Source organism: Mycobacterium sp. NTMscope_Eco_3, assembly GCF_976985685.1.
Genome location: NZ_CDRJYZ010000001.1, coordinates 189187 through 208406 on the forward strand (window position 1 = coordinate 189187; position 19220 = coordinate 208406).

The 19220-nt window shown below is 59.5% G+C and carries 12 protein-coding genes and 7 pseudogenes; 13 read left to right on the top strand and 6 right to left on the bottom strand.

The window, feature by feature from the left end:
* Positions 1–43: 43 nt before the first annotated feature.
* Positions 44–257: pseudogene (locus AC0KTM_RS00860) on the top strand (integrase core domain-containing protein); the annotation flags it as partial.
* Positions 258–299: 42 nt separating this feature from the next.
* Here AC0KTM_RS00860 and AC0KTM_RS00865 read toward each other — a convergent pair.
* Positions 300–613 (bottom strand): annotated as a pseudogene (locus tag AC0KTM_RS00865) (IS256 family transposase); the annotation flags it as partial.
* Positions 614–803: 190 nt separating this feature from the next.
* On the opposite strand from AC0KTM_RS00865, the pseudogene AC0KTM_RS00870 reads away from it, so the two are divergent.
* The 9 genes and pseudogenes from AC0KTM_RS00870 to AC0KTM_RS00910 form a co-directional block, all read left to right on the top strand.
* Positions 804–1165, top strand: a pseudogene (locus AC0KTM_RS00870) (metal-dependent hydrolase); the annotation flags it as partial.
* Between the two features lie 506 nt (positions 1166–1671).
* Positions 1672–2385, top strand: a complete 714-nt coding sequence (locus AC0KTM_RS00875; protein WP_085981747.1) for an MlaE family ABC transporter permease — start codon at positions 1672–1674, stop codon at positions 2383–2385.
* 110 nt (positions 2386–2495) lie between these two features.
* On the top strand, positions 2496–3257 hold the full coding sequence (locus tag AC0KTM_RS00880) for an ABC transporter permease (protein WP_371869965.1): 762 nt from the start codon (positions 2496–2498) through the stop codon (positions 3255–3257).
* A gap of 6 nt (positions 3258–3263) precedes the next feature.
* A complete protein-coding gene (locus AC0KTM_RS00885) occupies positions 3264–4481 on the top strand; it encodes an MCE family protein (RefSeq protein WP_007172259.1) in 1218 nt (405 codons plus the stop codon).
* The gene (locus AC0KTM_RS00890) at positions 4478–5521 is read left to right on the top strand and encodes an MCE family protein (protein WP_007172260.1); all 1044 of its coding nucleotides are present in this window, start codon (positions 4478–4480) and stop codon (positions 5519–5521) included. Before AC0KTM_RS00885 ends, AC0KTM_RS00890 begins: the two co-directional genes overlap by 4 nt.
* Positions 5518–7083, top strand: a complete 1566-nt coding sequence (locus AC0KTM_RS00895) for a virulence factor Mce family protein (RefSeq protein ID WP_007172261.1) — start codon at positions 5518–5520, stop codon at positions 7081–7083. Before AC0KTM_RS00890 ends, AC0KTM_RS00895 begins: the two co-directional genes overlap by 4 nt.
* On the top strand, positions 7080–8594 hold the full coding sequence (locus AC0KTM_RS00900; RefSeq protein WP_007172262.1) for a virulence factor Mce family protein: 1515 nt from the start codon (positions 7080–7082) through the stop codon (positions 8592–8594). The genes AC0KTM_RS00895 and AC0KTM_RS00900 overlap by 4 nt, the downstream gene beginning before the upstream one ends.
* A 2-nt stretch (positions 8595–8596) precedes the next feature.
* Positions 8597–9724, top strand: coding sequence for a virulence factor Mce family protein (locus AC0KTM_RS00905; protein ID WP_033721559.1), 1128 nt, complete (start codon positions 8597–8599; stop codon positions 9722–9724).
* A 5-nt stretch (positions 9725–9729) separates the two neighbouring features.
* On the top strand, positions 9730–11274 hold the full coding sequence (locus AC0KTM_RS00910; RefSeq protein ID WP_007172264.1) for an MCE family protein: 1545 nt from the start codon (positions 9730–9732) through the stop codon (positions 11272–11274).
* On the opposite strand, the pseudogene AC0KTM_RS00915 reads toward AC0KTM_RS00910, so the two are convergent.
* From AC0KTM_RS00915 to AC0KTM_RS00930, 4 genes and pseudogenes are all read right to left on the bottom strand, one after another.
* A pseudogene (locus AC0KTM_RS00915) lies at positions 11274–11423 on the bottom strand (IS3 family transposase); the annotation flags it as partial. The gene AC0KTM_RS00910 and the pseudogene AC0KTM_RS00915 sit on opposite strands and share 1 nt — an antisense overlap.
* Positions 11424–11488: 65 nt before the next feature.
* A pseudogene (locus AC0KTM_RS00920) lies at positions 11489–12707 on the bottom strand (ISL3 family transposase).
* Positions 12708–12943: 236 nt separating this feature from the next.
* Positions 12944–13867 carry a ferritin family protein gene (locus AC0KTM_RS00925; protein WP_007172267.1) on the bottom strand — a complete coding sequence of 308 codons (924 nt, stop codon included), beginning with the start codon at positions 13865–13867 and terminating at the stop codon, positions 12944–12946.
* Positions 13868–13980: 113 nt separating this feature from the next.
* Positions 13981–14195, bottom strand: a pseudogene (locus tag AC0KTM_RS00930) (SDR family NAD(P)-dependent oxidoreductase); the annotation flags it as partial.
* A gap of 877 nt (positions 14196–15072) precedes the next feature.
* Here AC0KTM_RS00930 and AC0KTM_RS00935 point away from each other — a divergent pair.
* Both AC0KTM_RS00935 and AC0KTM_RS00940 read left to right on the top strand, forming a co-directional pair.
* Positions 15073–15276, top strand: a pseudogene (locus AC0KTM_RS00935) (IS3 family transposase); the annotation flags it as partial.
* A 346-nt stretch (positions 15277–15622) separates the two neighbouring features.
* Positions 15623–16639, top strand: a complete 1017-nt coding sequence (locus tag AC0KTM_RS00940) for an AurF N-oxygenase family protein (RefSeq protein WP_033721575.1) — start codon at positions 15623–15625, stop codon at positions 16637–16639.
* Positions 16640–16851: 212 nt separating this feature from the next.
* Here the strand turns inward: AC0KTM_RS00940 and AC0KTM_RS00945 are convergent, their stop codons facing one another.
* The gene (locus AC0KTM_RS00945) at positions 16852–17715 is read right to left on the bottom strand and encodes an SDR family NAD(P)-dependent oxidoreductase (RefSeq protein ID WP_007172270.1); all 864 of its coding nucleotides are present in this window, start codon (positions 17713–17715) and stop codon (positions 16852–16854) included.
* Positions 17716–18260: 545 nt separating this feature from the next.
* On the opposite strand from AC0KTM_RS00945, the gene AC0KTM_RS00950 reads away from it, so the two are divergent.
* Positions 18261–19151: a metal-dependent hydrolase gene (locus AC0KTM_RS00950; RefSeq protein WP_170826031.1), complete on the top strand. Its 891-nt coding sequence runs from the start codon at positions 18261–18263 to the stop codon at positions 19149–19151.
* Positions 19152–19220 lie beyond the last annotated feature (69 nt).

Here is a 19220-nt window from a genome sequence, read left to right on the forward strand (position 1 = left end):
CCACAAGCCGAAAAACCAGCCGCTTGACGGATATAGGAGCATCAATGCACTAGCCGAGACGGTCAACGGCCTGTACAAGACCGAGCTGATCAAGCCCGGCAAGCCCTGGCGCTCCATCAAGGACGTCGAGCTGGCCACCGCACGGCGGATCGACTGGTTCAACCACCGTCGCCTCTACGAATACTGCGGCGATATCCCCACCAGTTGAACTCGAAGCCGCCTATTGCACTCCACGCCAGAGACCAGCCGCTGGCTGAAATCTCACATCAGAAAGTCTCCGGACTCACCGGGGCGATTCAGGTGGCGGACAGATCCCTGCCGCCGAACGCGGCGACTTCGTCTTGCCACTGGGCGGTCAGCCGGGTAATCGTGGCTGCCGACAACCCGGCCCCCGACCCAGGAACTGCTCCAGGGCTCCGGCCTGAAATCCCCGCTGGACGCCCATGCAGGTACAGCAACGGCAACACCTCGGCCATCTGCGGCGACTTACGCGCTTACGCCGGCACGATCGTCGACGAGAACCGCTGCCGCTCAACGGTATCGGGATCAATACGTTTGTCATTGACCCGCGGGGCCTGCACCTTGACCGCCCCCCCGCGGTCAGCACGTCGCGGGGCTAGCGTTGCGCACCCTGTCGCTTCGCAGTACTGTAACGCCCGACACCCTGTACTGTCAGTATCCGAAACTAGAAGTTCGGGGAAAAGGTAACCTTCGTGGTCGACGGGGGCACAGGCTAGATATATAGGGGGTCGTGACCACTATGAGTGCACCGAGTGGGGTCTCGGTATCCGAGGACTCGGCGGATATGTTTCTCGGTGGGGGGAGGGCAGCAACTATTATCGTGGATGACGACATCATCTTCAGCCACTTTCTGGCGAACTTGTCGGGGTCGTTCCCGCCGGGGGAGGAGTTGTTCATTCGGTCGGTGCGCCGGTTTGCCGATGAGGTCACCGATCCTGGGTTGAAGAAGCGGGTGGCCGGGTTTATCGGTCAGGAATCGGTGCATGGCCAGCAGCATCGGGCGCTCAATGACAAGCTCGTTGACATGGGGTATCCGATTGCGTGGTGGGATTCCGAAAAGTTTGTTGATTGGGTGAAACGCATCGAGGAGGTGCTGCCGGCCCGGATTCCGCTGGCGGTGACAGCAGCCGCAGAACACTTCACCGTGGGTTCGCGACCTATGGATGACCCGGTGATCACGGCCAGAGTCATTCTCGTCGAAGACGTCCGGGATCAGACCTTTTCCAGCGTTGGGAGCTGGCGGCGTGTTTTCGCAGATGCCATTTCAATTCGGCAAAAGGCCGTGCTGAGAGGCCGTTCCAATGGTTTGAGTTCATCGTCCAAGTTGCGGTTTTTGATGCAGATGTCGACCCTGCCAACCATCGCAGCTTCTTCGTCCCTGGCGGCGCTAAGCATCTTCACGCTCAACGTGTTGTTGTGCAACGTCGGCACAACGGACATCTCTGGCGCGAGCGATGGGTTGAGCGCTACCACCCAGTATGGTCTGCTGGTCACGGTTTCGGCGGTCGCGCTGTACGTTGATCGGCTGCTGCAGCGCGACGCACGTGGTGCTGTTGTCGAGGGGCATCGGTGACGGCATCCAACGGTTTGTCGGTATACCTTCGTGAACAACTGCGGAAACCGCTAGGGCAGGTGGCCAGCTTCACTCAGATGTGTGTGCTAACCGGCAAGGCGCTTGCACGTCCGTTCCAATGGCGCGAATTCATCCTACAGGGTTGGTTTCTACTCGGTGTGTCGTTCCTGCCAACCGTTATGGTCGCAATTCCGCTCACCGTGCTAATCATCTTTACGCTGAATATCTTATTGGCCGAATTTGGGGCCGCCGACGTCTCCGGCGCTGGGGCTGCGCTCGGCGCCGTCACTCAACTGGGCCCCCTTGTGACGGTGCTCGTGGTCGCTGGCGCAGGTTCTACTGCGATTTGTGCGGATTTGGGCGCTAGGACTATTCGCGAGGAGATCGATGCGATGGAGGTGTTGGGCATCGACCCGATTCATCGACTGGTAGTTCCCAGGGTGGTTGCATCGACCATTGTAGCCCTGCTGCTCAATGGCGCGGTGATCAGTATCGGGCTGGTCGGCGGGTTCTTGTTCGGTGTGTATATCCAGAATGTTTCGGCCGGCGCATACGTTTCGACCCTAACCTTGATTACTGGATTGCCCGAGGTGCTGATCTCGATTGTGAAGGCCACCTTATTCGGGCTTATTGCCGGGCTGGTGGGTTGCTACCGCGGGTTGACAGCCGGCGGGGGAGCCAAAGGGGTGGGCACAGCAGTCAACGAAACGTTGGTTCTTGCGGTGGTCGCATTATTTGCGGTCAACGTGGTGCTGACTACCATTGGTGTGCGGTTCGGAACGGGGCGTTGAGATTGGCTTCCCCGACGGTCGTGCAATCACGTTTCCCACGCGCTTGGAAGCTAGGCGCCGGATGGGTCGGCGCTCCTGGCCGTGCGCTCGACGCCTCTGGTGATGTCGCGCTGTTCGTCGGCGAAGTGCTCCGTTATCTCGGGTTTACCCTAAAGAATTACCGAAAGGAAGTCTTGCGCCTGATCGCCGAGATCGGCATGGGCACTGGCGCAATGGCCGCCGTCGGCGGCACGGTGGCGATCATCGGCTTTGTGACGCTATCGGCCGGTTCGCTGATTGCGATTCAAGGGTTCGCCTCGCTAGGCAATATCGGCGTTGAGGCGTTCACCGGTTTCTTCGCCGCGCTAGCGAATGTGCGTGTGGTGGCGCCAATCGTAACTGGCACTGCTTTAGCCGCGACCGTCGGGGCCGGTGCTACAGCGCAATTGGGCGCCATGCGGATCAGCGAGGAGATTGATGCGCTTGAGGTGATGGGAATCAAATCAGTTTCGTATTTGGTATCTACCCGAGTTATTGGCGCCTTCATCGTCACTATCCCACTATATTCGGTCGCGGTCCTCCTCTCGTTCTTTTCCGCCCAGCTGGTGACAACTTTGTTCTATGCGCAATCAATCGGAACGTATGACCATTACTTCAACACTTTCCTGAGGGTTAACGACTTCTGGTACTCTCTTGCGGAGACGGTCGCCATTTCGGCAGTCGTGATGTTGAACCACTGCTACTACGGATACAACGCCAGCGGCGGTCCGGTTGGAGTCGGCGTGGCAGTCGGGAGATCGATGCGCGCATCGCTAATCGCCATCGTAATGGTCGTGCTAATGGCTTCGTTAGCGATTTACGGCGTCAACCCCAACTTCAATCTCACGGTGTAAATTATTATGGCAACCACAAGCAAGCGGCTACGGCGACTTATTTCGGTCCGAAAGTTAGCGGGGCTGGCTTTGTGGCTCATCACCGCGGTCGTGCTGATCGTCGTCTGGGTCCAGTTCCGGGGTGGCTTCACACCCAAGATAACCTTAACAGCATTGGCTAGCCGGTCGGGTTTGGTCTTGGATCGGGGGGCGAAAGTCACTTACAACGGGGTGGAGATCGGCCGGGTGGGCAGCATCAGCGAGGTGGAGCGTGACGGAAAGCCGGCGGCCAAGCTGCTGCTGGAAATTGCGCCAAAATACGCCGGGCTGATCGCGCTAAACGTAAATGCCGAAATTACAGCCACCACGGTGTTTGGCAACAAGTACGTGTCGTTGAGTTCGCCCAAACAACCTGTGGCCCGGAAGGTTACACCGGCTGACATAATTGTGGTGAGGTCGGAAACAACGGAGTTTAACACGTTGTTCGAGACGGTCATGCAGATTTCAGAGAAGGTGGATCCGGTCAAGGTGAACTTAACGCTTTCGGCGGTGGCTGCAGCGTTAAATGGGCAAGGCGATAAATTCGGGGCTTCGATCATCAATGGAAACACCATACTCGATGACATCAACCCGCAGATGCCTCAAATCCGCCATGATATTCAACGGTTGGCGGATTTAGCCGATATCTACGGGGATGCCTCGCCGGATCTTTGGAGCGCCCTCGATAACGCAGTCACCACGGCGCGTACCTTCAACCAGCAAAAGAAGGATCTGGACGCCGCACTCTTGGCCGCGGTGGGGGTTGGAAACACCGGTGCCGACATCATTGACCAGAGCAGATCGGACCTGCAGCATGCGGTCAGCGACCTGGTGCCGGTGACTCAACTGCTTGACACCTACAGTCCGGAGCTTTACTGCCTTTTTCACCATGGCGCTAATGTGCTACCGAAAGTGACGGATGGGGAGAGCGGCAACGGTTACTCGGTAAGGTTAACAGGCACGATCTTGGGAGGAACAAATGCGTACGTCTATCCTGACAACTTGCCGCGAGTGAATGCTCACGGCGGACCGGGCGGGAAACCGGGATGCTGGAAGACCATTACCCGCGATCTGTGGCCTGCTCCGTACTTGGTAACGGATAGCGGTTCCAGCATCGCGCCATACACCCACTTTGGAATCCCGCAACCGCAGGCCAATGAATACGTGTGGGGCCGCCAGTGGGGGGAGAACACGATCAACCCATGAAAAAAATCACCGCTACGGCAGTGAAGTTTAGTACTGCCGTATTAACTTTAATTGCCGTGACGGTCATCATTGTCGTGGTGTTCGCCCAGTTGCGCTTTAACAAGACCTCCAGCTACACGGCCGAATTCAGTACTGCGAGCGGCTTGCGCGCCGGCCAGTTTGTCCGTGCCTCCGGGGTGGAGATCGGCAAAGTAAGCAGCGTACGGATCACGGAGGGCGGTCATCGGGTGCGTGTGGACTTCGAAGTAGACCGTTCGGTGCCGCTTTATCAGTCGACGACCGCGTCCATTCGCTATGCCGACCTACTTGGGCAGCGCTACGTAGAACTTAAGCGCGGCGACGGTGAAGGGATGGATCGGGTGTTGCCGCCGGGTGGGTTTATCCCGCTGTCACGTACGGAGCCAGCCCTGGATTTAGATGCACTGATCGGTGGTTTCAAGCCGGTGTTTCGCGCGCTCGATCCCGACAAAGTCAATACGATTGCGACCGCGATCGTCACTGTGTTTCAGGGCCAAGGTGGCACGATCAACGATATCTTGGACCAGACGGCGCAACTAACCGCGCAGATCGCTGGACGTGACCAGGCAATCGGTGAAGTCATCTCAAACCTTAACGTCGTGCTAGAGACCACGGTCAAGCATCGCAAGGAATTCGACCAAACGATCGACAACGTCGATAAGTTGATCACCGGGTTGAGCAATCAAGCCGATCCGCTCGCGGCCAATGTCGCGCACATCGGTAATGTGGCCGGCACGCTGGCGGATCTGTTGTCAGACAATCGGCCACTGCTGCAGAAGGCCGTTGGCTATGTGCAGAATACCCTCCAACCGCTAATTGACCGGCTCGACTACGTCGACGGGGTGTTACGGGACGCCCCACAATCTGCGAAGCGTGTCGCGGGTATCGGGGGGCTTTATGGCGACTTCTTCAATTTCTACGCGTGCGACGTCACGCTGAAGGTTGATGGCCTGCAGCCTGGCGGGCCCGTCCGTACCGTGAAGCTTTGGAGTCAGCCGACGGGGAGGTGCACTCCGAAGTGAGAACCCTTCAAGCAATCAATCCGTATCGGATGGGGGCGATGGGAATCATCGTTGCAGCGGTGGTGACCGGAGTAGGGCAAAGCTTCACCAGCATTCCGATGTTGTTTGCCCAGGCAACCTATTACGGAGAGTTCAAAGACACAGGCGGGCTGAACAAGGGCGATAAAGTTCGCATCGCTGGGGTAAATGTCGGCGAAGTGCAGGGATTTACGATCAATGGCAACCATGTAGTCATGAAGTTTTCCATCGGCTCCAATACAATCGGATCTAAAAGCCGTCTTGCGATCCGTACCGATACCATCCTGGGGAAGAAAGTGCTCGAGATCGATCCCCAAGGCTCCCGCGTGCTCCAACCAAATGCGACACTCCCGCTTGGGCAAACCACCAGCCCGTACCAGATCTACGACGCGTTCTTCGACGTCACGAAGGCGGCTACCGGCTGGGACATCAATACAGTCAAACGCTCCCTGAATGTGCTGTCGCAGACAGTTGAGCAGACTTACCCGCATCTGAGTGCAGCACTGGATGGTGTGGCCAAGTTCTCTGACACGCTAGGGAAACGCGACGAGCAAATCCAACGGCTGCTTGCTGACGCTAGGAAGGTGGCAAGCATACTCGGTGATCGCAGCAAGCAAATCGATCGGATTTTGGTTAACACGCAGATCGTTCTGGCGGCGTTCAACGAGCGCAAGAGTGCCATCGACGGCTTGCTGGGCAATATCGCCGCCGTTTCCGCCCAGTTGAAGGGTTTGATCGATGACAACCCGAATCTGCATAACGTTGTCGAGCAATTGAGGACGATTAGCGATCTGCTACTCAAACACAAAAAAGATCTCGTCGAGTGGGCGCCTAACGTAAGCTATTATGCGTCGGCTTTGGCGGAGTCGGTAGCGTCGGGTCCCTACTTTAAGGTGGCTCTGCTGAATCTTGCACCTTTTTGGATGACTCAGCCTTGGGTCGACGCGGCGTTCAAGAAACGTGGGATCGACCCTGAACAATTCTGGCGCAGCGCTGGTTTGCCCGCCTACCAGTTCCCCGATCCTAACGGCACCCGGTTTCCCAATGGCGCGCCACCGCCAGCTCCGCCGGTAAGGGAGGGCACCCCGGACCATCCAGGACCGGCGGTTCCGCCAGGCGCGTCGTGCGCTTACACCCCCGCAGAGGACGGTTTGCCGCGGCCATGGAACCCGCTTCCCTGCATGGGTTTGGGCGCCGGCCCTTTCGGTGGCCCGTCGACGATCGCGCCGTTTGACGTCCAAACGTCACCTCCCGACCCTAATGGGCTGCCACCAACACCCGGTATCCCGATTGCCGGACGACCTGACGAGCCCCCGCCGAATGTGCCAGGCACTCCGGTGCGGCTTCCCGTAAAAGCTCCACCAGGCGCGCGTACCGAGAACCTGGCGCCGGCCGGCCCGACATCACCGCCGTCGACCTTCGCGCCAGGACTCCCCCCGGGACCACCATTCCCGCCGGGCCCGGGCCCGCAGCTGCCGGGCCCATTCATCACCCCGGGCGGAACAGGAGGCAGCGGCGCTGCGACGGGAGGCAGCCAGAATTGAGTACTGTTTTCGATATACGCAAAATTCAACTCCCGAAGTTTTCGCGAACTGCAATCATCGTTGGGTCCTTGGTGATACTGCTGGCGTCTATTACGACGCTGGCTGCTCGGGATTTCTACGAAAAAATGACCAATAACACGGTGGTTGCGTATTTCCCGGAGGCAAACGCGCTTTATGTCGGGGACAAGGTCCAGATAATGGGTGTGCGAGTGGGCGCGATCGACAAGGTCGAGCCGTCGGGTGACAAGATGAAGGTGACTTTCCACTACGAGAAAAAATACAAAGTGCCCGCTGACGCCTCTGCGGTGATCCTCAATCCCGCGCTGGTCGCCTCGCGCGTCATTCAGCTGGAACCGCCCTATGAAGGCGGCCCATCGCTAGGAAATCATGCGGTGATCCCCATCGAACGAACACAGGTGCCGGTGGAATGGGATCAGTTGCGCAATGGTATCACGGACATTATCTCGAAGCTGGGACCTACGCCCGAGCAGCCCAAGGGGCCTTTCGGCGAAGTCATCGAATCTTTCGCGGACGGCTTGGCCGGCAAAGGCAAAGAGATCAACAGTACTTTGACCGGGCTTTCGCAAGCGTTGACCGCGCTAAATGACGGGCGTGCCGATTTCTTTGCCGTGCTGCGCAGCATGGCCTTATTCGTCAACGCGCTATATAAAGATGATCGGAATTTCGTCGCTTTGAATAAGGACCTCGCCGTATTTACCAGTTCACTTACCAGCTCAGATCCCGGGCTTGCGAAGGCACTGCAACAGGTAGACGATATGCTTCCCGCATTGCGAAAGCTTCTAGCGGACAATCGTGATGGGCTAACCCACGACATCAACACCCTCGCCGATGTGACCACCGCGCTGGTTCAACCCGAGCCGCTGAATGCGCTTGAAACGGCGCTGCATGTCTTCCCCCATTTTGCCGCCAACGCCCTCGCAATCTATGAGCCGGCGCACGGCGCGCTGACAGGTGCAATAGCCCTGCCAAACTTTGCCAACCCATTGCAGTTCATCTGCAGCGCGATGCAGGCCGGCAGCCGTATGGGATACCAAGAGTCTGCCGAACTGTGCGCACAATACTTGACGCCGGTTTTGGATGCGATCAAGTTCAATGGACCCCCGGCTGGCATCAACCTGTACCAAACTCCTGCTGTACTGCCCAAACATATCGCATATTCCGAGCCTCGGTTACAGCCTCCGCCGGGGTTCAAGGACACCACGGTCCCCGGGATTTGGGCGCCGGACTCGCCGTTGTCACATGGTAACCACGAGCCCGGCTGGGTCGTAGCGCCCGGTGAGCAAGGCCTCACAGTGGGACCGGCTACCGAAAGCTTGCTGACACCGGACTCGCTCGCTGAGCTGATGGGAGGCCCGGACACGACACCGCCGCCATCAAGGTTTCAGACGCCGCCGGGGCCGCCCAACGCCTATTCCAATATGGGTCCACCGCCGCCGGGCCCGCCACCCGCCGCTGACGCAGCATCAGTCGCGACAGGATCCGGCCAGTGAGCATGCGGGCGGGAATGTCACGGTTCGTGGCGCTATTTGCGGCCGCTACAGTACTTACCTCGTGTGCTAGCTGGCGAGGTATCGCTAATGTGCCACTGCCTGGTGGCCCGGGAAGCGAATCCGGCTCTTATACGATTTATGTGCAGATGCCGGAAACGCTGGCTTTGAATGCCAATAGTCGGGTACGCGTCGCCGACGTTTTTGTCGGCAGGGTACGCGCAATCGGCCTGAAAAACTGGATCGCGACGTTGACCTTGGATCTAGAAAAGGGCGTCAAGCTACCGAAGAACGCCACCGCGAAGATCGGGCAGACCAGCCTGCTCGGCTCACAGCATGTGGAGCTGGCGTCGCCAGCCAACCCATCACCGCAACTATTGAAGAACGGCGACATCATCCCGCTGCAGAATGCGTCCGCCTATCCCACCACCGAGCGGGTCCTGGCCAGTTTTGCCGCGGTGCTGCGCGGTGGCGGCATCCCTAACGTCGAAGTGATCGCAAGTGAAGTCCGTAACATGCTGACTGGGCGGGCCGATCAGATACATGATTTCCTCAAGAAGCTCGACACCTTCACCGCCCGACTAAACGAGCAACGTGATGACATCACTCGCGCTATCGACTCCACAGACCGGCTGTTGACTTATGTAGCCAAGCAATCAGACACCCTGGACCACGTTCTCACCGAGTTTCCCCCATTGGCAAAGCATTTCGCTGAACAACGACAGCCGTTCCTCGATGCGACCAATGCGTTGGGCCGGTTTAGCGACGTCCTCAATCAGACCTTGACGGCGGCGCGTCCCGACTTGGATAAAGACGTGCGCCAACTGCAGCGTCCCCTGAAACAACTCAGCCGGGCTTCGATGGATCTGGTCGAGACGCTAAAGATTGCCTTGACCCTCCCGTTCAGCGCCGACGCCATCCCGAAGGTGGTACACGGCGACTCAATGAATGTTTCGATAACCTTGGACCTCACCTTGAGTGCAATCGATAATGCGCTCCTCACCGGAACCGGGTTCTCCGGCGCACTGCGAGCGCTTGAGCAATCGTGGGGCCGCGATCCGAACACCATGCTTCCCGATGTCAGGTTCGCACCCAACCCCGCCGACGAACCCCCCGAGCGTGACGAGGAGTAGGCAGCATGTTGACTCGACGCCTTCGCCTTCAGCTAACCGTGTTCACTATCGTCACGATGCTCGCCATGAGCGTTCTTGGGTGGCATTATCTGAGGTTGCCGAGCGTCGTTGGGATGGGCCAGTACAGTTTGGAGGTGGATTTACCCACGTCGGGAGGGCTTTATCCCACTGCAAACGTCACCTACCGCGGAATCACCGTGGGAAAGGTAACTCGGGTAGAGCCGACCGAACAAGGAGTTCGGGCCACATTGCGTATCAGCGACCAGTACAAAATCCCAATTGACTCCTCGGCGAACGTGCATTCGGTGTCGGCGGTCGGCGAACAATACATAGACCTAGTATCCGCGCAGAATCCGGCCAAGTATTTCTCGCCCGGCCAGACCATCACTAACAGCACGGTGCCTAAACGAATTGGCCCGACCCTGGATACCGTTAACCATACATTGGACGTCCTGCCCAAAGACAAGATCGCCGGACTACTCGATGAGACAGCTCAAGCGGTCGGCGGCCTGGGCCCAGCCCTGCAGCGGCTAGTCGACTCGACCCAATCGATCGTTGGGGATTTCAAAACAAACCTTAGCGACGTCAACGATATCGTCCAAAACGCAGCACCGATCATCGACAGCCAGGCCAACTCGCGTGATCCCATCGAGCGGTGGGCGCACAACTTAAATACTCTCGACGCGCAGGCCGCGGAAAAGGACAAACAGCTCAAGAGCATCCTGGGCCAGGTTGCGCCGACCGCCGATCAGATTAAAGCCGTGCTCGGCGACGTTCGCGAAACTTTGCCGCAGACCCTAGCAAATGTTGCGATTGTGGCCGATCTGCTCAAGCGGTACAACAAGAATGTAGAGCAATTGCTGGTCATACTTCCGCAAATTCCCGCATTCGGTGAGACAGTGACCGCTGCTTACCCACATACGTTTTCTCTTTCGTTCCAAACGCCAATAAATATGACCCCTGCTTGCCTGACGGGGTTCTTGCCGGCATCGCAATGGCGATCCTTTGTGGACGAGACTCCCGGGCTTTTGACCACGCGATACTGCAAGATTCCGATGGAGGCACAAAACGCGGTCCGCGGCGCGCGTAATTATCCCTGTGTCGATGTTCCCGGCAAGCGCGCGGCCACGCCGCGCGAATGCCGCAGCAAAGAGCCGTATGTCCCGCTGGGGACCAATCCTTGGTACGGGGATCCGAACCAGATTCTAAGCTGCCCCGCACCTGCGGCGCGCTGTGATCAGCCGGTGAAACCCGGCTTGGTCATACCGGCTCCGTCGGTCGATACCGGCATCAATCCGCTTCCTTCCGACCGGGTGACGGGGACGCCTCCTCCACGAAGCGATCCACTGCAACGGCCAGGTTCTGGGAGCGTCCAGTGCAACGGTCAGCAGCCGAACCCGTGCATTTACATTCCTAGCGGTGCTGCAGCTATCTATAGTCCGCAAAGCGGCGAGTTCCTAGGGCCCGATGGCGTCAAATACACCATCGAAGATTCGGCCAAAATAGGAGACGACGGTTGGAAGGAGATGTTAGGACCTCAACCTCGGTGAAGCGGCCGCCCATCGGTGGTGACATCGAACTGGAAGTCGACCGCCCACACCCGGTTGGCCGCATCGGCGACCGTGGTCGGCGCGGTGGAACTGCCGCGGCGGTTGCGTCGTCACCGCTGCGGTACGCGCAGTCCTTCTTCACGCCAAAGCGGCTCTTCGTAATTCAGAGTGCGTTGACGAGTGAGTGCAGGGCTCCGCTGTGCAGCAGTGAGCGTCATCGGTAGTGGGTTAGGTTTCTGAATCCCAGCGCGTTGCGGCGCAGTGCTTCCAGTCGGCCGTTGATCGCTTCGGTGGGGCCGTTGAGGCGTGGTGGTCGAAGAAGGCCAGGATGTCGTTGCGGCGGCGCCATAGAGTGCGGCCGAGTTGGGCCAGTTCCTCGAGCTCGTCGGGGACGCCATGGCGCAGGGTGTTGATGATCGTGGTCATCATGGTTTTGCCGCGGCGGCGGTCGGGGTGGGCGTAGGCGGCGATCAGGCGTTGGTAGAAGCTCCAGCACAGTTGGACCGCGAGGTGGGCCTCATCGGTGAAAACGGCTTCCAGTCGGGCTTTTTGGTGCGCATTGAGCAGCGGATAGCGGGTGCGCAACGTGCCCCGCACAAGGTAAGCGGGTCACCCGTGCGGCCGCGGTGCCCGCATGTCTGTTGTTGGATGCGCTGGCGGCACAGGTCGAGCTTGGCGCCGGCCAGCGCGACGACATGGAAGGGGTCCATGACCGCGGTGGCCTCAGGCAGCTGATCTGTCGCCGCGGTCTTGTAGCCGCCGAACCCGTCCATCGCCACGACCTGCACCTGTTCGCGAAACGCTTAGCTCTGCTCAGACAGCCAGCTGCTCAAGGCGGCTGCCGAACGTCCGGGGACCAGGTCGAGCAGCCGCGCACGGCCGGTGCCATCGAGCACGGGAGTCAGGTCGATGATGACGGTGACGTAGCCCTCTGAGTCGGGTCGACGCACATGTGACCAGCGATGCTCATCAACCCCGATGACCCGCACGCCGTCGAGTCGGCCGGTGTCGTTGGCCACGATCAGCTGGGTGGCGTCCATGGCGATGGTGTTGACAGTGTCCCAGGACAGGCCGAGCTCGCGGGCGACCGCGGCGACGGTGGCGTGGTCGATCATCAGCCGGTGACAGATGTAGCGGGCGCATCTGCGGGTGGTCGACCATCCTGGCCGCGCTAGCGCAGAGGTGTTGTGGGCGAACACTTCCCGCTCACAGGCGGTGTCGACACAGCGGTAGCGCGGCACCCGCAGGCGAAGTGGATGCCCGACCACCGGCACATCAGTCACGTTGCGGATCACAGTGTCACGGTTGACGTCTCGACGGCAGCCCGGACAATGCCGCTGGCCATCATCGAGCAAGTTGCAAAACACCACCGTGGCCTCGCCGTCGACAGCAGCATCGGTGATCGTCACCCCAAGTTCGACCGTGCGCACGATCGTGTCGGCAACAACAGCAGCAGAACAAGACGTAGGCTCGGACACAGGACTCCCCAGAAGGCAGACGACAAAGGTGTAGGAACCTGCATCCTCTGCCCGCCGCCCGTATTAGCTCACCGACACGACCCAATCAACAAGTCGCCGCAGCGTTTACCTGCACTCCATTTCCGGAAGAGCCGGCAAACGGTTCGCTGACCCCCAGCCGGCACCGACGATCAGAACGGTCGATTGATCGGTCACTTGGAAACCGGTTCGTATGTCATGTCCCCAGCCCAGGAGGGCAGTTTGCCGAACACCTGGACGGGGAAATGGTCGACAAGGGTACCTAGCCCCTGGGAAAAGAAATGGAAAGGTTGAGCGCGGTTGATAGTCGCAGACATGTGCGTCCGAAGGATGTGATAAGCGGGAATTCGGCGGGTGAACTCGCTTCGATCGCCGATATTCGAGTAGCGTGTGACCGCGTTGTATAGCTTCTCCTCCGAGAGGCCCCACGCAGTGAGGTTAGCCATCATCCTGGTGAGCAGCGGTATATACATTAGGGAGCCGAGGAGAATTCTCGGATCAATAATGGACCCCACCGTCTCGATCACGTGCACCCGCACCGGGCTGGCGCCGAGGTCATTGAGAACTTGGAAACCCACTGCAAGATGGCGAGATTCGTCACTATTGACCTTACTGAAGACCTCGCCGCACAACGGGTCTGCCACCTCGTCTAGAAGGAACTTCAGCAACGCGCCGTCGAGGGCGCATTCCAACGCCGGGATCGCAGAGCTCATCACCGTCAACGGGAGCGCATCGCTATAGTGGTCGATCCACTCGATCCCCAGCCGAATATTCTTATTCGGCACAGGTGTCTCTCCTGGCTCGAGCATTCCCCAGCGATGCATGAGGGCAAGTTCGGCATTAGCGTGCCGCTGCTCCTCGGCGTGGAAGTAGTGGTAGATCTCTCTTAACGCCTCGAACGGCGCCTTAGGCGCCATCGCCTCGAAAGCACGCGCTCCGACATGCTCGATCCACACCACATCTGACATGAATTGTTTGAGGTGGGGCCGTTGCTCGTCGGTAATCAACTCCGCGCCTGGGGCTTCCCAATCGATGTCGGCAAGCGCCCACTGTCGGTCTTTAATCGTTTGCAGCATATCGCTGTATTCGAACGCCATTTCCCTACTCCGATCTGGTTCTTCAAATCGCCCGGTGGCTATTTACCGCGCGACCCACTCGATGACACCAAGCCCACCGGTATAGCTCCTGGGCGCCATTCTCTCGGCCTGCCATCACAGGTAATGTCCGAACCTTGACCACCAGCTTGGACGACAAGTCCAACGGTCTCCTTAGCCCGTCCCGGATCGATATCGGCGCAGACACCCGCGCACCCCGACGAGCAAGCTCAACGCCAAAGCCGCGGCCAATGCCGCTGCCAGCTCTCGTGACTACAGCGACAGCACCATGAGTGAGCACATCTGAGCCGCCGAATGGCACCAGCCTCATCGGCGACCGCACGCGCGGGAGCCAGCAGGATCCGCAACCACAAACTGGTGGCACTGGCCCTAAGTGTGGGCGCATGACACCAGTTTTGTGCCGCTCCGGGCGCCTTGTCAAGACGCCGCCTGGACTCAGCAAATGCGTGGGTAGACCCGCTCGTCGCGTCAGCTAAGAATGCGCGCGTGCGGCGCACCTGATCAGCCAAGGATAACGCGCTGGATAGGCCCAGCTGGTGGTACTGAAGGTGAGTCAACGCAAGGTGGTGCTGAGGCGATCGTAACCGCTACGTGGGGACGGACAGGGCCGGCAATGGCCGGAATCTCGACCAGTTGTGCGCCATCACCGGCTGGCGTCGCAATCACGTGCGTAACGCACTCAAGGACACGCTGCGCCCGAAGGTCGTCACGAAAAGACGGCCGCAGCCGCCAAAGAATGGGCCGAAGTCCTTGCGGTGCTGACCTTTGCTGGGAATTGTAGGGCATGCTGGCGGCAGACGACTGCCGCCTTATGCTGGGCGGGTTAGACGGGTATGGGGGGCTGGGGCCTCCGCTCACATGTGAACGTGGGTTGCCGTCAGAAAGTTGGTCCTGGTCGGTAGAGCCACAGTTGTGGGAGGCCCAAGTGGTAGTTCAGCGGACGAGCCATTCTGACCTGGCGCTCGCCCTCAGGAGATGAAAATTATGCAGTGGTCGCCTGTCGACGCCGTCTAACAACTGTGGTCCTACGAGGCCGTGCATCGAGCCGGGCGTCGGATGCCGCTGTTGGGCCCTTCACTGTTGCCGCTAGTTGAGCACGAGGATCAGAATCGTTGTCCCCATGCGTTATCCGCGGGCGGCCGCACCTTGAGATGAACAGGTGTGAGTGTGCAGTGAGGAGATGATGGCGCGCGGATTCCCCGTTTCGCCGCGGCCCGCTGAACACCCTGTCCGACGTCGAACACGTCACCGCCGACTATGTCGCCTGGTACAACCAGCAGCGGCTCATGCACCGCCTCGGACGAGTCCCACGCGCCGAAGCCGAAGCCCAGTACTATTCCCAACACGTGACCGACCAACCGGCCGGCTCACAGAACCCCGAGGGTGCATAGGATGGTTCACTTCGGCCGCACTGCTTGAACACAGCGGCTGGAGCGTGCCTCGAGGACGCGACGAGCGGGATAGTGTACAAATTACTGATCGCTGATGCCCCCAACCTCGGCTCCGGCGACATCGGTGCCCGCGCCCCTGCCAAGCGAGCTAGGAGCGGGCGATATCGTAATGAAAATGACTTTCAATAGGCTCGTGGTGGCGTGGCTGCGCGACGGCCCGAACCTGTTGCGGCGGGTACAAGCCCTTAAATGGACAGGCTTTTGAAAAGTTGGCGATACCAGCGGTACCGTATCAGTAGCTTTTCTGATGTGAACTTTCGGTAGGAGGCTGGCGATGGCCCAGAAGATCGCTCGGACGAGGTTGGTGCGGCGTTGGCGCCGCAACATGGACGTGCTGGACGACGCCGAGTATGCCGACGTGCTGCGCGTCCTGTCTGAGGGCTCAGTGCGACGCAATTTCAACCCATACATCGACATCGACTGGACCGCACCTGAGTACGCGGTAGTCGACAACGACCCCCGCTGGAAGTTGCCGGCGACTGACCCGCTGGGCCGGCACCCGTGGTATCAGGCGCAGTCGGAGGAACGCCAAATCAGGATCGGCATGTGGCGTCAGGCCAATGTGGCCAAGGTGGGGCTGCACTTCGAGTCGGTCCTCATCCGCGGCCTGATGGGGTACGCGTTCTGGGTGCCGAACGGGTCCCCGGAGTACCGGTACTGCCTGCACGAGGCGGTCGAAGAGTGCAACCACACCATGATGTTTCAGGAGATGGTGAACCACATCGGCGCCGACGTGCCTGGGATGCGGCGGCAGCTGAAGTGGCTTTCGCCGCTGATCCCGCTGGTCGCTAGCCCTCTGCCGATCCCGTTCTGGTTCGGCATCCTCGCCGGTGAGGAACCCATCGACCACACTCAGAAGAACGTGTTACGTGAGGGCAAGGAACTGCACCCGATCATGGAGCGGGTGATGTCCATCCACGTGGCCGAAGAGGCTCGGCACATCTCGTTTGCTCACGAGTATCTGCGTAAGCGTGTGCCGCACTTACCGCGGCGTAAGCGGTTTTGGCTGTCGTTATACGTGCCGGTGATTATGCGGGTGGCATGCTCGGCGATCGTGGTCCCGCCGAAGGCCTTCTGGCAGGAATTCGACATCCCGCGCGAGGTCCGCAAGCAGGTGTTCTTCGGGTCCCTGGAGTCGCGCAAGGCGCTGCGTGACATGTTCGGTGACGTGCGGATGCTGTGCTACGACACCGGGCTGATGAACCCGATCGCGCGAATGGTGTGGCGGATCTGCAAGATCAACGGCAAGCCGTCGCGTTATCGCTGCGAGCCGCAGCGCCAGCACCTGGTCGCGGTCGCCTAGCGTTGTGAGTCACTAATTTGGAGCAGTAGTTAGCTGATGCTGCCAGGATTTGGTCGGCGGTTCTGATCCAGACGTAGGGTCGAGGATTGTCGTTCCAGATGAATCGTCCTGCAAATCCCGGAGGCTCCTGACCTTGGTAACGAGGATGCAGGTATGCCAACGTTGTGGCTCCACCAGCAAATCATTTCGCCAGTCGTCAGGGTTGGCTCTTACTACCTGGGCAGGCCGAGGCGTTCGGCGAGTCGACGCCCCGCACCGTAGCGCCCGGTGCGATAGAACGACGCCATGATGTCCTCGTAGCGAGGGCCGAGGATTCGGGGAATGGCATCGAAAACTCTTGCGTCAGGACCGATCAGCACCCGCGGCTTATTCTTCTTGACCCCACGCAGTATCGCCCTCGAGGCTGATTCGGGGCTGGTGAACGCGATCCTATGGAAAAGGCGGCTAAGCGTTTCGGGGTCCGAGCCGTCGGGCAGCCCTCGGGCGTGACCGGCGATGTTGGTCTTCACCCCGCCCGGGTGAACGCAGGTCACACCTACCGGATGCCTGGCGGCCCGGAGTTCTTGGCGTAGGGCCTCGGTGAAGCCGCGGACGGCGAATTTGGCGGCATTGTAGGCGCTTTGTGACGGAATCCCGACGAACCCGAAAACCGATGACACATTGACGATGTGGCCATCGCCGGACGCGATCAGGTGCGGCATGAATGCCTTGGTGCCATGGGCCACCCCCCAAAAGTTGATGCCCATCAGCCACTCGAAGTCGTCCCAATCCATGTCGGCCACGTCGGCCGAGAGTGCCACACCCGCGTTGTTGAAAACAAGGTTCACTCTGCCGAATTCACTGACGACATTCTTTGCGTGTTCGTAAACTGCCGGCCGTTGGGCTACATCGAGCTCGAACGGCACCGCCTTAGCTCCGACCTTCTCGCATCGACCAGCGGTATCGGCCAGCGCGCTCGTATCGATGTCCGACAGCGCCAGCTGCGCCCCCTGTTCAGCCAAGCTCAACGCCAGGTTACGGCCGATACCTGAGCCAGCGCCGGTGATTACTGCCACTTTATTGGTGAAGTCCTTCATAAACTGATCGCCTCCGAATGTATTTGGACTGGCCGACGGCCGGTTCCGCAGATCGTTGACACCGCCCCCATCCTCTTCTGTAACAACCAGAGTCCACTGCACTACACGGCATGGCGCTGGGTGCCAATCCCGTCCGGGATGTTCACCGTCGCCACAGGCGCCCGTAGAGCAGCTAGAACCGCTAGGTATCCCGGAACATGAAACGCGAGCCTCCCTGTTACGCGCCGTACGAGTGGTTGCTGAGAGCCTCGATGCCGGTATCCAGCTTGAACGCTCCCTGCTTCCGAGTAAGCAATTTTCCGAACAAACAGTATACGTAACGACTAGTACTATGTACTGCGGTTTGGGCCGATTGTCAAAACAGTTTAAAGGCAGGAGTCGTGGAGGTGACAGCGTACGCGGCGGTGTGATGCGGCTCTCAAACGCAGCGCTTCTACACGTCATTGCGGAGTCTTGCGCGCCCTGTCGATCCGCAGTAACGTCTCACTAAACACCTAGTACTGTCGGTATCGGAAACCGGGTGTTCGAGGAAGGGGTATCTTGTTATGACGAGCGACCACATAGTGCAAGAGGCAGCGACCACTGCAAATGCGGTGAGTGAGGGGTCTCGGTATCCGACGACCCGGCGGATACGTTTCCCGTTTGCCCAGGGCAGCAAGTATTTCGTTAACGACGACATCATCTTCAGCCACTTTCTGGCGAACTTGTCGGGGTCGTTCCCGCCGGGGGAGGAGTTGTTCATTCGGTCGGTGCGCCGGTTTGCCGATGAGATCGCCGACCCTGGGTTGAAGAAGCGGGTGGCCGGGTTTATCGGTCAGGAATCGGTGCATGGCCAGCAGCATCGGGCGCTCAATGACAAGCTCGTTGACATGGGGTATCCGATTGGGTGGTGGGATTCCGAAAAGTTTGTTGATTGGGTGAAACGCATCGAGGAGGTGCTGCCGGCCCGGATTCCGCTGGCGGTGACAGCAGCCGCAGAACACTTCACCGCCGTACTTGCTGAGCGGCTGCTCGGCGATGAGGAGATCCAGGCGATCCCGGGTGATGCGGAGGTGTGGAACCTGCTGAACTGGCATGCGCTGGAGGAACTTGAGCACAAGTCGGTTGCCTTTGATGTATTCCGCTCGGTGCGGGGTACCGAGCGGGTGCGTCGACGTGTGATGGCGGTAATGATCCCCCTTCTGCTCCTCCTCATAACCGCCGTACTGGCTTGTTCGGTGGCGCGGGATCCCGAAGCGCGCCGTCAGCCAGTGCGACTGGTGCGTGAGACCTATCGGCTCTACCGCGGCCCCATTCTTCGTGGCGTGATCCCAGAGCTCAGGCAATACCTGCGACCGGGATTTCATCCCGACGACATCGACACCAACGCGTTGCTGGAGCAATGGCAGGAGGAACTCTTCGGCACCGAGGGGGCCCTGGTCGGCTACCTGAAGTGACCGACCACCACACTCAAAACAAAGGAGAGTGTCATGGTAGCTAGTCACGCAGCAGTTGCGAACACAGGA

Bases quoted from the DNA above. Each gene is read 5' to 3' on its own strand.
- AC0KTM_RS00925 (WP_007172267.1), bottom strand. From the start codon at position 13,867: ATGGCGTTCGAATACAGCGATATGCTGCAAACGATTAAAGACCGACAG.
- AC0KTM_RS00945 (WP_007172270.1), bottom strand. From the start codon at position 17,715: ATGAAGGACTTCACCAATAAAGTGGCAGTAATCACCGGCGCTGGCTCA.
- AC0KTM_RS00910 (WP_007172264.1), top strand. From the start codon at position 9,730: ATGTTGACTCGACGCCTTCGCCTTCAGCTAACCGTGTTCACTATCGTC.
- AC0KTM_RS00890 (WP_007172260.1), top strand. From the start codon at position 4,478: ATGAAAAAAATCACCGCTACGGCAGTGAAGTTTAGTACTGCCGTATTA.
- AC0KTM_RS00875 (WP_085981747.1), top strand. From the start codon at position 1,672: ATGTGTGTGCTAACCGGCAAGGCGCTTGCACGTCCGTTCCAATGGCGC.
- AC0KTM_RS00905 (WP_033721559.1), top strand. From the start codon at position 8,597: ATGCGGGCGGGAATGTCACGGTTCGTGGCGCTATTTGCGGCCGCTACA.
- AC0KTM_RS00885 (WP_007172259.1), top strand. From the start codon at position 3,264: ATGGCAACCACAAGCAAGCGGCTACGGCGACTTATTTCGGTCCGAAAG.
- AC0KTM_RS00950 (WP_170826031.1), top strand. From the start codon at position 18,261: ATGACGAGCGACCACATAGTGCAAGAGGCAGCGACCACTGCAAATGCG.